The organism is Vicinamibacteria bacterium (genome assembly GCA_035570235.1).
Classification (GTDB): domain Bacteria; phylum Acidobacteriota; class Vicinamibacteria; order Fen-336; family Fen-336; genus DATMML01.
Genome location: DATMML010000137.1, coordinates 84,188 through 97,213, shown reverse-complemented (window position 1 = coordinate 97,213; position 13,026 = coordinate 84,188). Strand labels below are relative to the sequence as shown.

Annotated in this window: 11 protein-coding genes; 10 read left to right on the top strand and 1 reads right to left on the bottom strand. The window is 70.4% G+C overall.

Annotation, left to right across the window (positions count from 1 at the left end; genetic code table 11):
- Positions 1–2 precede the first annotated feature (2 nt).
- Positions 3–2,096, top strand: a complete 2,094-nt coding sequence (locus VN461_23945) for a polysaccharide biosynthesis tyrosine autokinase (protein HXB57835.1) — start codon at positions 3–5, stop codon at positions 2,094–2,096.
- A gap of 4 nt (positions 2,097–2,100) precedes the next feature.
- Positions 2,101–2,952: a hypothetical protein gene (locus tag VN461_23940; protein ID HXB57834.1), complete on the top strand. Its 852-nt coding sequence runs from the start codon at positions 2,101–2,103 to the stop codon at positions 2,950–2,952.
- Here the strand turns inward: VN461_23940 and VN461_23935 are convergent, their stop codons facing one another.
- Positions 2,953–4,299: a hypothetical protein gene (locus VN461_23935; GenBank protein HXB57833.1), complete on the bottom strand. Its 1,347-nt coding sequence runs from the start codon at positions 4,297–4,299 to the stop codon at positions 2,953–2,955.
- Positions 4,300–4,355: 56 nt separating this feature from the next.
- On the opposite strand from VN461_23935, the gene VN461_23930 reads away from it, so the two are divergent.
- The 8 genes from VN461_23930 to VN461_23895 all read left to right on the top strand — a co-directional run bounded on the left by VN461_23930 (position 4,356) and on the right by VN461_23895 (position 13,024).
- On the top strand, positions 4,356–5,435 hold the full coding sequence (locus VN461_23930; protein ID HXB57832.1) for a nucleotidyltransferase family protein: 1,080 nt from the start codon (positions 4,356–4,358) through the stop codon (positions 5,433–5,435).
- Between the two features lie 10 nt (positions 5,436–5,445).
- On the top strand, positions 5,446–5,889 hold the full coding sequence (locus VN461_23925) for a S24/S26 family peptidase (protein ID HXB57831.1): 444 nt from the start codon (positions 5,446–5,448) through the stop codon (positions 5,887–5,889).
- The gene (locus VN461_23920; GenBank protein HXB57830.1) at positions 5,886–6,197 is read left to right on the top strand and encodes a PqqD family protein; all 312 of its coding nucleotides are present in this window, start codon (positions 5,886–5,888) and stop codon (positions 6,195–6,197) included. The genes VN461_23925 and VN461_23920 overlap by 4 nt, the downstream gene beginning before the upstream one ends.
- A 114-nt stretch (positions 6,198–6,311) precedes the next feature.
- Entirely contained in the window at positions 6,312–6,476 is a 165-nt protein-coding gene (locus tag VN461_23915; protein HXB57829.1) for a hypothetical protein, read from the top strand.
- Positions 6,477–6,479: 3 nt separating this feature from the next.
- Positions 6,480–7,748 carry a radical SAM protein gene (locus VN461_23910; GenBank protein ID HXB57828.1) on the top strand — a complete coding sequence of 423 codons (1,269 nt, stop codon included), beginning with the start codon at positions 6,480–6,482 and terminating at the stop codon, positions 7,746–7,748.
- A 5-nt stretch (positions 7,749–7,753) separates the two neighbouring features.
- On the top strand, positions 7,754–8,635 hold the full coding sequence (locus VN461_23905; protein HXB57827.1) for a hypothetical protein: 882 nt from the start codon (positions 7,754–7,756) through the stop codon (positions 8,633–8,635).
- Between the two features lie 42 nt (positions 8,636–8,677).
- Positions 8,678–12,466: a C25 family cysteine peptidase gene (locus tag VN461_23900; protein HXB57826.1), complete on the top strand. Its 3,789-nt coding sequence runs from the start codon at positions 8,678–8,680 to the stop codon at positions 12,464–12,466.
- A gap of 60 nt (positions 12,467–12,526) precedes the next feature.
- A complete protein-coding gene (locus tag VN461_23895; protein ID HXB57825.1) occupies positions 12,527–13,024 on the top strand; it encodes a transcriptional repressor in 498 nt (165 codons plus the stop codon).
- The last annotated feature ends 2 nt before the right edge of the window (positions 13,025–13,026 follow it).

Sequence of the window (13,026 nt, the reverse complement as noted above, 5' to 3'; positions counted from 1 at the left end):
TCTTGTCGACGATTCCCCACGATCCCGGCCTGGGCCTCCCCACCGAGCGGCAGCTGGACATCCGCTACTACGCGGACGTTCTCTGGCGGAGCCGCGTCTTCATCGGCGCGGCCGCGGTCGTGGGCCTCGGCCTCGCCCTCCTGGTGGCCTTCCTGCAGACCCCCGAGTACCGGGCGGGGGCCATGATCCAGATCGAGCCCCCCACCCCTACCTTCATGACCGTGACCGATGCCCTGGTGGGCGCGGGCAACTTCTGGCAGAACTCCGACTTCTACAACACGCAGTTCCGCGTGCTCCGCTCCAAGGGGCTGGGGGAGAAGGTCGTCGACCAGCTCAAGCTCAGGGATCGTCCGCCCTTCAAGGACAGCCCCGAGGCGGGCAGCCTCTTCATGTCCCACGTGGGGGTGGAGCCCGTTCCGGAGAGCCGTCTGGTCGTGGTCTCGGTCATCCACACGGTCCCCAAGGAAGCGGCGCTCTGGGCCAACACGCTGGCCGACGTCTATATCGAGCAGACGCTTGCCAGCCGCGTCGAGTCGGCGCGGAAGGCCTACGAATGGCTCCAAGAGCGGTTGGCCGACACCCAGCGCGGGATGCGGGACGCCCAGGACAAGCTCTTCAAGAGCTACCAGAGCCAGGACCTCTTCGTACCCGAGGGGAGCGTCTCCGCCGTGACCAGCTCCATCACCAAGCTGAACGACGACTACATCCAGGCCCAGGCGCGGCGGATCACGATCGAGGCCGCTCTCAAGCAAGTGACGGACATGCGGCAGGGGGGCCAGAGCCTGGACACCGTTCCCCAGGTGGCCGCGGACCCGGTGGTTCTGAACTTCAACAGCCAGATCGCGGGCCTGACCGTCGACCTCTCGCGGCTGAGCGAGAAGTACAAGGAAGGCCACCCGGAGGTGCAGAAGGTCCAGGCCCAGATCGCCCAGATTCGAAAAGCCAAGGACGCCCGGACAGCACAGATTGTGGGCGGCCTGCAGGCCGAGTACGGCCAGCTTCAGAAGCGGGAAACGGAACTCCGGTCAGCGATCGACAACCAGAAGGCTCAAGCCGCGACCCAGAGCCGAAAGGCCTCGGAGCTCGAGGCTTTGAAGAAGGAGGCGGACTCCGCGAAGAGCCTCTACGAAGTCCTGCTCCAGAAGCTGCACGAGACCGATATCGCGGCCTCCATCCGCACCAACAACGTGAGCGTGGTGGAGCGGGCCTCCGTCCCCGTCTACCCCGTGCGGCCCGAGAAACGGAAGATCGGGGCCATGGGCCTCCTGCTCGGACTCGTCCTCGGGCTGGGCCTGGTGCTGGCCCGGGACTTCCTGGCCAACACGCTGCGGGACCCGGAAGAGACCGAGCGCTACCTCCACCTCGAGCTCCTGGCCGCGGTGCCCCGCTACGATGCGGACAACGTCCACCTCGTGACCGAAGCCTACCAGAACCTGAGGACGGCCCTCATCTTCGGGCGCAAGGACGAGGGGGGGCAGGTGGTGCTTATCACCGGCACCGCACCCCAGGAGGGCAAGACCACCACCCTCGTGAACATCGCCAAGCTGCTGGCGGGGTCGGGGGAGAGGACGGTGGTACTCGACTGCGACCTCCGCCGCGCCCAGATCCACGACCGGCTGGACCTCCCGCGCGAGCCCGGGCTCACCGATTTCTTCGTGAAGCACGACGACGTGGATTCGCTCATCCAGGCCACCCGCATGCCCAACCTCTTCGCCCTCACCGCCGGCCCCCTGCCCCCGAACCCGCCCGCGATCCTTGCCCGCAAGAATGTGGCCGATCTCCTCGCCCACCTGCGCCGCCACTTCGAGTGGGTCCTCCTCGACTCGCCCCCGCTTGCCTCCGTGACGGACGCCCTTCTTCTCGCCCGCCACGCCGACATGGTGGTGATGGTGGTGCAGCACAACAAAGTCGACAAGAAGCTGGTCAAGCGGAGCCTGGCCACCCTGCGCAAGGCCACCGACAACCTGCTCGGGTTCGTGCTGAACGCGGTGGACATCCAGACCCAGGGGTACCACTACTACTACTACGATCACGAGGGCTCAGGGGCGGGCGGCCAGAAACGGGGGCCGCGCCCGGCGGTGGCGGCTAAGAGCTGAGACCATGCGGGTCCCCGGCGCCGGGCTCCTGGCCGGCGCGCTTGCGAGCGCGCTTGCGCCCGCGACCGCCCGGGAGGTGCGGGCGATAAAGCCCCCCAACACGGGGGTGCCCGTGGCCACCCTCGCCTACGTCGACAAAGGGGTCGAGCGCGAGACCGCCTCCGGGCGCGGCTGGCAACGCCTCGCGGAGGGTGAGAGCGTCCGCACCGGGGACCGCATAAGGACGGCGCCCGACGGGCTGGCTCGACTCAAGTATCCCTGGATGTCCTTGACCGCCGGTCCCTCCACCGTTGTGCACATCCCCGCCGGCTTCATTCTTTCCACCGTCCTCGATGAGGGGCGGGCCGAGCTCCTGGCCCAGGGGCGCGAGATCATCAAGGTCCGCACCGCGGAGGCCGAGATCCGGGGCGAGGGCCGGCTCATCGTCCGCCGCGAGCAGGAGCGAACGATGGTGATGGCCATGGCCCTGGACGGGACCTTCCGGGTGGAGGCCTCGGGGGTGGCGGTGATCCTGCAGGCGGGGGAGGGCACGGTGATCATGGACGGCCGGCAACCCGAGCCTCCCGCGAGGCTGCCGGAGCCGCCCACTGCCCTTCAGCCTGGCCAGGACCCGGTGTACGTGACGCGGGGAGAACCCGTGCGCCTGTCCTGGAGCCCCGCCGCCGAGACCCATCACATCCAGCTTCTCCCCCTCAACTCGGACGAGGTGCTGATCGAGAAGGACGTGAGCGGACCGCCCCAGGCCCTCACGTTCGCGTGGCTCGGCACCTACCGCTGGCGCGTGTCGGCGCGGGACGCGCGGGGGATCGAGAGCCGGCCCTCGGCCCCCGGCTACATCTGCGTGGTGGAGAAGTAGCTAGGGCAGCACGGGGCTCGCCACCTGCTGGGGTGGCAGCGCGGGCGGGACGAGGGGGAGCTGGTTGGGGCCCGTGCCTCCCGGGGGACTGAGCGGACCCACGGGGACCACGGGCTGGGCGAGGGTGACACCCGCGGCCAACACGCCAGGGCGGACGATGTCGCCGCAGCTCTCGTTCCCGCGCAGACCACGGCGGTGCTCGATGAAGCCCCGCGCGTCCATCGCCTTGTCGCGGGCGATGGGACCGTCCGGGCCGGGCTCGAAGCCCAGGCGCCGGAGGGTGGCGAGGTAGTCGGCGGCCGAAGCCTTCTTCCGCTCGAGACGCAGGCTCCCGACGCTCGCACCCGGGCTCAGGGTCACGCTGAAGGAGTGGCGCCCCGCCCCGAAGACGCCGGTCAGGATCGGCCGCCAACTCGGGCCCCCCGCCTCCGAGGGGCAAAGAACGGAGCGTCGGCAGGCGTCGGCGGTCCAGCTCTGTCCCGCCCCCAGAGTCCCGAAGACGGACAGGGTGTAGGTCCCCGGCTCTGGGAGGGTGGCCACGACCACGGCCTGCAGCCACCCCGTACCCGCTTTGAGCTCTCGCTCATCGAGCGGGCTCAAAGAGGCCGGGATGGCCACCCGCGCCGGCTCCTCTACCCGAAAGTCGGAGCCGGCGAGCTCGATGGGCGGCGAGGCCGGTGGAAGCTCGGGCTCCAGGTCCAGAGCCTTCACGACCGTCACCGCGACGTCCTCGGTGGAGGTGACCGCGGTCGGCTGCCAGCCGGAAAGGGGCTCGATCGCGTTCACGCAGGGTGGGCTCACCTCGACGTAGTCGAGCACGGCCCCCCGGGGGAGGAGCACGGACGCGGTGTAGGCGCCGGGATCGAGATGGGCCGTACCCGCCTGCACCCACCCCGGGACCGACGCCGGGACCACGGTGAAGGACTTCTCGGGCTTGGCCTCGCCGAAACGGGCGATCTCGGTCTCGGCGGGCGTCTCCGGGCTCCCGGCCAGGTGCAATCGCACCCGGTAGTCACCCCCCCGCGCCACGGCCAGGGGATAGGTGATCTCCCCCACCGCCCCGCTGGCCCGCACCCGGCGCGGCGCGTCCAGGACTTCGATCCCGTCCGCCTTCACGTAGCGGTCCGCGCGGTAGGAGAGGCTGTCCCGACCGGAGAGGGTGGTGAAGACCTGCGAGGCCTGGTCGGCAAAGCCCCCGCTGGCCTGCAGAAGATCCAAGGCCCTCAGGAGCATCCGCGCCCATTCGGGATGAGTCACCGGGGAGGGCCGGGGATCACCAAAGAGGGGCAGGAGCGCGCCCACGGCCACGACGGTGAGGAGAGACACAGTCCGAAGCGTGCGCACCATTCTCATTCCCCTCGCGAAGTTTGACAACCCCGCATCACCACCCTAACCTCGATTTGATGCCCAAGTCAAAAAGGGCGCGGGCCCAGCTGCGCGAGTGGTTGCGCGCGGGCATTCCGCCCTCCTTCCCCGATGCGGCAGCCGCCCAAGCCCTCGCCGAGGAGGCCCGACGTCAAGGCCTTTCCGGGCTTCTTCACCAGACGGCCCGATCATCTTCGGCTCCCTGGCCGGCCGCCGCCCTCGACATCCTGGCGAGCTCCCACCGCGAGGCCTTCGTGCGCGGGGTCCGGCAGCTGGAGATGGCGGCGCGCGTGGAGCGCCTCCTGGCCGGCCACGGCCTGCGCTCGCTGCCTCTGAAGGGCGCGGCCGTTGCCGAGTGGCTCTACGAATCCGTGGCCGAACGCCCCATGGCCGACGTGGACCTCTTGGCCCTGGACGACGGGCCGGGTGCCCAGCGCCTGCTCGCGGCTGAGGGGTTCAAAGAGATCGGACGCTCGGATCATGCGGTCGCCCTTCTGGACCCCGTTTGGGGCGGCGTTCTGGAGCTCCACCATTCCCTGACTTCCTGCCCGGGCCTTTTTCCCTTCGATGCCGATGGCATCTGGTCAAGAAGTCGGCCCGCAAGTGGGCAAATCGCCCGGATTCCAGCCACGGAAGATGTCCTCCTACACCTCTGCTTGCACGCCGCGTTCCAACATGGCTTAGTCCTGTCCCTCGTCCAATGGCTGGACTTTCGCCGCCTTCTGGAGCGCGCGCCCATTGATTCGGACCGACTCCTCGAGCTGGCCGCCCGGTCGTCCGCCGGGGCCCCCGTCTTTGCGGCACTGGCCGCGGCCGAGACGGTGCTCGGGGCCAGGGTGCCGCGGGAAGTCCGCGATAAGCTCGCGACCTTCCGGGCGATTCCGAGGGGACTCGGCCAGCGGCTGCGCACGCCGCTCGCCCTCATCTCCCCCGCGGAGCCGGCGCTGGCCCCCGTGCGGTGGCAGCTCCTGGCCGGCCGCCGGCTCGAGCTCCTGCGCCTCACCTTCCGAGGCGGCGTGCCGGGCTCGGGGTCTCTTCTGGGGTCACTCCGGCGCGCCGCTCTCTTGGTTGGACGCTGGGCCGTTCCCAGCCTTCGCGCCTGGCGGGCCACACCCTAGAGGATCGGGCTTGGAACCCGACATGCAAACGCTCGAGGTCGGACCGGCCCTTAGCGATCTCATCGTCCGTGACTGCCTCGAGCGCTTCCCCTCGGTCCGGCTGCGGGTGAGCGGAGAGTGCATGAGGCCGGGCCTCGTCGCGGGGGATGCGGTTCGCCTCGCCTCGCCCGCCCGGAGGCCGCCCCGCCTGGGCGACGTCGTGCTCGTGCGCCTTCCCGCGGGACTCCGGCTGCACCGCTTGGTGTGGGGGCCGCCCCTGGCGCCCCGGGGAACGCGCTGGCGGACGAAGGGCGATCGATCCTGGCTCTGGGATCCGCTGCTGGACCCGCACCACGTCCTGGCCACCGTGATCGACGAGGGGCAGGGGGGAGGTGTCTGGCGGGCGCTCCTCTCCCTTCTCGGGGGGCTCTGGTCGCGGCTTCGGCTGGTCGCGGCCGTACCCCGCCGGCCGTGACGTCCGCGGAGAGCCTATCCCTGGCCGACGTCTTCGCCCGCTCCGAGCGGATGGTCGGTCGCCGCATCGCCGAGGAGTACGTGCTCGTGCCCATCGTGGGCCGGGGGGCCGACCTCGACGCCATCTTCAACCTGAACCGCGTGGGGGCCTTCATCTGGGAGCGGCTGGACGGGCGTTCGAGCGGGGAGGAGATCGTGCGGGCCCTGGTGGAGGATTTTGACGTGGACTCCTTGCGCGCGGTGGCCGACTACCGTGCCTTCATGGTCCAACTCTTGTCGATCGAGGCGGTTCATCCGTGCCGGCCGTGATCGGCGTCACAACCCCCCTCCCGGCCCCGCGATGTGGCAGGAATATAGCAAGAGCCCCTGGACAGCACGGCGTCGGGGCCGTACGCTGAAGAAACTGAGAGGAAGGCGCTAGCCATGGTCAAGCGAGCCAAGCCTAGGCAAACCTACGAGCCGCCAAGGATCCGCAAGGTGAAGCTCGTGCCGGACGAGCTGGCGGTGACCGGCTGCAAGGCGGTCATGGTCGGGGTCAACGTTTGCCGGATCGGCGGCCGGTTCGTGAACTTCAGCAAGGGCAGCTAGGCCGTGGACGCGCCGCCCATCGAAGAGGTATCGCTCGGGGAATTCCTGGAGGAGGCGGGGGCCTACGCGCGGCGGATCCCCCTCGAAGGAACGATCGAGACCACCTTCCGCTGCAACCTCAACTGCGTCCACTGCTACGTCAACGAGCCGGCCAGCGCGCGCGGGGTCCGGGAGCAGGAACTCGGCCTCCCCCGCTTGAAGGAGCTGATCGACGAGATCGTGGACGAGGGCTGCCTCGACCTCCTGCTCACGGGAGGGGAGGTGCTCCTGCGTCCCGACTTCCCCGAGCTCTACCTCCACGCCGTGAGCCGGGGTCTACGGGTCAGCATCTACACCAACGGAACCCTGGTCACGGACAGGATCGCGGACCTCTTCGCCGCTCACCCCCCTGCGGTCGTGGAGATCACCCTCTACGGGATGACCCGGGAGACCTACGAGCGTGTGACCCGGGTCGAGGGCTCGTTCGACCGCTGCCTGGCGGGGATCCGTCGGCTGCACGAACGCGGCCTGCCCCTGAAGCTCAAGACCATGGTCCTGACCTGGAACGAGCACGAGGTTGCGGCGATGCGGGAGTTCGCCCGCTCCCTGGGCGTCGCCTTCCGGCACGACAGCCTGCTCAACCCGCGCGTGGACTGCGGCGCCCATAGGGACCCGGGCCTCCAGGTTTCACCCGAGCGCGCGGTGGCGGTGGATCTCGAGGACCCCGCCCGGCGGACTGCCTATCAAGAGTCCTACCGCCGGCTCGCCGATGCGGAACGCGACCCCCATCAGGAGGAGAACGTCTACGCGTGCGGGGCGGGGCAGATCGGCTTCACGGTGGATCCCTACGGCCACCTCCAACTTTGCCAGCTTTCCCGCCGCCGCTCGTTCGACCTGCGGGAGGATCGCTTCGCCCGCGGCTGGCACGAGTTCTTCCCCGCGCTCCGGGCGCGGAAGTGGCAGTCGAACGCTGTCTGCCGGCGTTGCGATCTGAGGCCCGTGTGCGGGAGCTGCCCGGGGGCGGCGGAAATGGAGACGGGCGACATCGAGGGCCTCGTCCCCCAGTTCTGCGAGATCACGCACCTCAGAACCTATGCCCTCCTGGGCGAGGCCTCGGGCCACCGGCGGGACGCCAGTTGTTGCCTGGGCGGGGTGTCGGGAGCGAGCCGGACGGTGGCGACAACTGCGGGCGGCTGCGGGTCCTGCTCGGCCCAGCCCGCGCAGGCCCCGCTCATCCAGATCCAGCGTCGGCCGGAGGGCTCGAGAGCGAAAGGGGCTTCTCTCCCGCGCTGACGTGCATGGTGACTCGCCTGCGCATCGCTGGCGTCACCCTCGCCGTCCACGCGCCCTGTTCCCTGCCCAGCCTGCTCCTCCCGCGGGCGCTCCGGCCCTTCTCCGCCCGCCAGGGAGAAGACATTCGCCTCGAGGTCGTGAGGGAAGAACCTCCCCCTCCCGGCCCCCTGCTCTTCGATTCCGGCGGGCCCTGGCGGGTCCATGGTCAAGGCCGTCTCGTCCTCTACAGCTTCCCTGCCGCTTTGGGCGGCGTGGCTCGAGCCGTGGCCATCGACCGCGGCCGTCGGCGCGGACGGCTCTACCTGCCTCCCTCCGCGGAGGACGCTCGACGCGGCTGTGCCCTGTCTTATCCCCTGGACGAGCTCCTCTTCCAGCACCACCTGGCGTGCGCGGGCGCCCTCGTTGTCCATGCGTGCGGCGTCAAGGTGCGGGGAGGAGGGGCGTTTCTCTTCTGCGGTCGATCGGGTGCGGGGAAGACGACCATGGCCCGGCTGTGGCGCAGGCATCGAAAGGGCGCGCTCGTGCTCAGCGACGATCGGACCGTCGTGCGCTGGCGCGACGGCCGACCCTGGATCTACGGAACGCCCTGGCACGGCTCTGGCCGATATGCCTCGCCCCGGGGCGCGCCCCTCCGCGCAATCTTCTTCCTGCGGCAATCTTCCCGAACTCGGGTCAAAATCCTGACCGCACCCCGGGCGGGAGCCGAGCTCTTCGCTCGGTGCTTCCCGCCAATCTGGGAGGCCGAGGGCGTGGGCACCGTGCTTCAGACCTGCGCGCGCCTCCTGGGCGCGGTGCCCGCGTACGAGCTCGGGTCCCGGGCCGATGGCTCGGCTGTGCGGGCCGTGGACGAGGCCCTTGCGGGCCCAGGCATGGCCCTTGCTTCTTGAGGGGCCGAGACCGGTAACCCCAATGGGGCCACCGGCGGAGGCATGAAAGCGGACAAAATGCGACTCACCCAAGCTCTTTTTCGTCTGATTCCTGGTCTTCTTACCTTGTCGTTGGCGGGGGCGTCCCCTTCGGCTGTCTTTGCCCAGACCTGCGGCTTTCCGAGCCCGGTCGCCACCCAGTCAAACGTGCTCAACACGTACTATCCGGGGGTTGGGACCTGGGCCGCGGGCTCGACGCACATCCACGTCAATACCAACGCCGTCCTTGGCCTGGCGCAGAACATCGCCGTGGGCGACATGCTCCTCCTCATCCAGATGCAGGATGCGGACATCAACACTACGAACACCGCCGCCTACGGCGCGTTCGCCGGGACCGGACTCAACAGCAGCGGCCTCTTCGAGTACGTGGTCGCGCAGAACGCGGTGGCCGTCGGCTCGGGGGCCAACGTCAACCTCAACATCACGAGCGCCAACGCGGGTGTGGGGCCCTTCGGCACCCTGAACGCCTATCGGTCGGCGGCCGCCACTGCCACCGCCGGCCAGCGGACATTCCAGGTCGTGAAAGTCGCCCGCTTCGCGAACGTCACGATCTCCGGCGTGACCGCCACGGCCTGGAACGGCGCGGCGGGCGGTGTGGTGGCCATCGACGCGAGCGGCACCCTCACGCTCTCCCTCAACAGCGTGACCGTGACCGGCCAGGGGTTCCGGGGCGCGCCCGGGGAGCCGCTGGGGGGGGACACCGGGAACACCACCGACTACGTGACCAGCATCACCTTCAACCTCAACGGGGGCAAGGGCGAAGGAATTGCGGGCACGCCCGACATCCTGGGGGCCGGCACCGGGAACGATGCCTACCCTAACGGCGACCGGGCGCGGGGGGCTCCCGCCAACGCGGGGGGCGGCGGCACCGACGGCGACCCGGGTGGCAACGACGACAACACGGGCGGCGGGGCGGGCGGCAACGGGGGTGCGGGCGGTCAGGGGGGTTGGGGCTGGCTCGATAACCCCACGCCCTGCCCGCCCATCACGGATGGCTCGAAGACGGGGGGCCTCGGTGGCCAAGCCCCGGGGGCGTCCGCCACTCGTCTCTTCCTCGGCGGCGGGGGCGGGGCGGGGAGCCGCAACAACGCCGGGCCGAGCGGGGGCGGCAACGGGGGCGGGATCGTCCTCATCCGTGCGAACGCGGTGGCGGGCACGGGGACCATCACCGCCAACGGCGTGCGGCCTCCGTCGACCGCCAACGATGGCGGCGGGGGCGGCGGCGCCGGCGGAAGCATCGTCGTGGCGGTGGCGTCGGGAGGCCTCGGCGGGCTCACTGCGACCGCCAACGGCGGCGGGGGCGGCTACGCCAACCTTTCCTCGCCTCCGGCCCCGGATCCTCCCCCCACACCCGGGGGCAGCCACCACGGTCCGGGGGGCGGGGGTGGGGGCGGCGTCATTCTTCTCTCTGCCAATGCGGCCTCCACCAGCGTGGCGGGCGGCGTCTCCGGCCTCACGAACCAGTGCGACAGCAGCCACACCACGCCCACCCTGACGTATGGGGCTACGAACGGGGCGGTCGGCATCCTCCAGACCACCCTCACCCTGAACACGATCCCCGGAGTGCAGATCTGCCCGGCCTTGACCCGCACGAGCGTGATCGGCCTGCGCGTGGAGGGGGGAAGCCTGGAATTCGCGACCGGGGTCCAGCGGGGGACCTCGGGCTTCAACGTCTACGCCCTGGAGGGGGACGGCACTCGGGTCCCCCTGAACCGGAGCCTGCTCGCGGCCCCCGCGCCGGACACCTCGCGGCCCACCCTCTACCGGGTGGAGACAGGGCCGGTGAGGGTGGACGAGGTCGAGATCGAGGAGATCGAGGTGGGCGGCCGCCACCGCGTGATGGGGCCGTTTGCCGCCTCCGATGCCGGCCTACGGGCGTCGCTCGAAGAGATCGAAGTCCGGCACGGGGACGAGGAGGTGCACCAGACGGACGGGGCCCGCATGCTGACCGGCCGGAGGGATCCCGCCCTGCGGCGGGCGGCCCCCCGGCCCGAGCGGCGGCCGGTCTGGGGCTCTCTGGGCGTGAAGGTGGAGGTGAGCCATGCGGGGATGGTGACGGTCCCGCTCGCGCAGCTCGCCGCCCTCGGACTGCCGGTGGAGCATCCGGAGCGCCTCCTGGTCACGAATCTGGGCCGGCTCGTCCCCTTCCGCGCGGCGGCGGGAGGGATCCAGTTCCGGGCCGAGGAGCTGTCCACGGATTTCACGGGCGAGAACGCCTATCTCGTCACGGCAGGTACGCCGCCTCCGCCGGTGGTAGAGCTCAGCCGCTCGGGGTTCCCGCGCGTGCCCGGAATGGTGCGCGTCGAGCAGGACTTCTTCTTCGCGCCCTTCGTGGCCCAGGGAATGGACCCCTGGGTCTGGGACTTCCTGTCCACGGCCTTTCCGACCGGCCCCGACAGCTTCGACCTTCCCGGGCTCGTGGCTCCCGGGGGCGCGGTGCGCGTCCAGATCGGGCTCCTGGGGGCGACGGACCACCATCACATCGTGGAGGCGCAGATCAACGGCGTCCGCGTGGGGCAGGTGGCGTTCCAGGGCAAGGTCCCCGCGCTCCTCGTGGGGTCCGTGCCGGGATCGGCCTTGCGCGCGGCCGGGAACGAGCTGACGTTCACCTACCAGGCGACGGGGGCGACGGCGGATGCTCCCGGCCTGGCCTTCCTGGACGTCGTCGACCTGGGCGTCGTCCTCGAAGCCCCCACCGGGCCGGCCCCGGTGGACGAGGTGGTGGCCTACGACCCGCGGCTGCCCTCGCTCCGCGGCGCCGACTACCTGATCGTGACCCACGGGGCCTTCCTCGAGCCGGCGGAGCGCATAGCCGAGCTCAAGAGGCGGGAGGGGCTCCACGCGGTGGTGGTGGACGTGGAGCGGGCCTACGACCGGTTCAGCGGGGGAGTGTTCGAAGCCAAGGCCGTGCAGGCCCTGATCCGGGAGGCCTGGCAGCAGAGCCGGGTCAAGTACGTGCTCCTGGTGGGGGGCGACACCTTCGACCCCCGGAACCACCTGGGGGAGGGCCTCGTGTCCTACGTGCCGTCCTTGAACGGCTGGGACGGGGTCTACGGGCGCGTGCCTTCGGAGAACGCCTACGCGGACGTGGACGGGGACGGGAGCCCGGATCTCGCCATCGGTCGGCTGCCCGTGCAGACGGTCGCGGAGGCCGAGGTGATGGTGGACAAGATCGCACGTCAAGGGGATGTGGTGAAGCAGCTGCGCGGGCGTCACCTGATCGCGGTGGAGAAGGCGGGCCCGGGAGACATCTCGTTCCGCGGGGAGGGTGAAGCGGTGGCCGGGCAGCTCCCCGGCCAGGTGACCTGGGCGGACACGGCGAGCGGCCTGGCCGAAGCGCAGGGCGTCCTCCTGGGGAGCCTGGCGGCGGGAGTGCAGACCACGCACTACTTCGGGCACGGGGGCTTTGACCGCTGGTCCAACGGCGGCTTGCTGCGGGTGGGGGATGCCGCCTCCCTCTCCGGTTCGGGCCGGGAGACCGTCCTCTTCACCTGGACGTGCGAGGTCCAGTACTACCAGAACGACGGCGGCCCCACCGTCAACGAGGCGCTCCTCTTCGTCCCCCAGGGAGGCACCCTGGCCAGCGTGGGACCGGTGGGAATCAGCGACCCCCTCCTGCAGCAGCAGCTCTCGCGGCGGCTCTACGCCCACTTCCTGGCTGGGGAGACGCTGGGCAAGGCGATGCAGCGTGCCAAGACGGAGGCCCTGAAGGCGAACCCGGCCATGGCCCCGGTGGTGGAGGGCTTCGGCCTCCTCGGGGATCCCGCGCTGCGCCTGGAGGACGAGCCCTAGGCGCTGTCGCCGCTCGTGTCGTTGACAGCCCTCGACCCCCCGGGCTAGTCTGGCCGCATTGTGAAGGGGAAGGCCGGGCGCGAGGAGAAGGAAGTCTTCGCCACCTACCTGGCGAAGAACCGGCTCAAGCGGAGCGGGCAGCGCGAGGTGATCCTGGACGCCTTCCTCCGCTCGGAGCGGCACCTCTCCGTGGACGACCTGCTCCAGATCGTCCAGAAGCGTCGGCCCGACATCGGCCGCACCACCGTCTACCGCACGCTCAAGCTCCTGCAGGCGGCGGGCCTGGCCAGTGAGCTGTCCCTGCAGGGCGACACCCGCTTCGAGGTGGACTACAAGCGGGCCCACCACGACCATTTCATCTGCAAGTCCTGCGGCGAGATCTTTGAATTCGCGAATCCGGAGATCGAGCGCATCCAGGACGAGATCGCGGCGGACTTCGGGTTCGTGATCGAGGGGCACCGTCACCAGATCTTCGGCCTGTGCCGACGCTGCGCCTCCCGCGCGCCGCGGGAGGCGCGGGGAAGCGAAGCCGCGCCCTTACCCTCGCGAAGGGCCTAGCG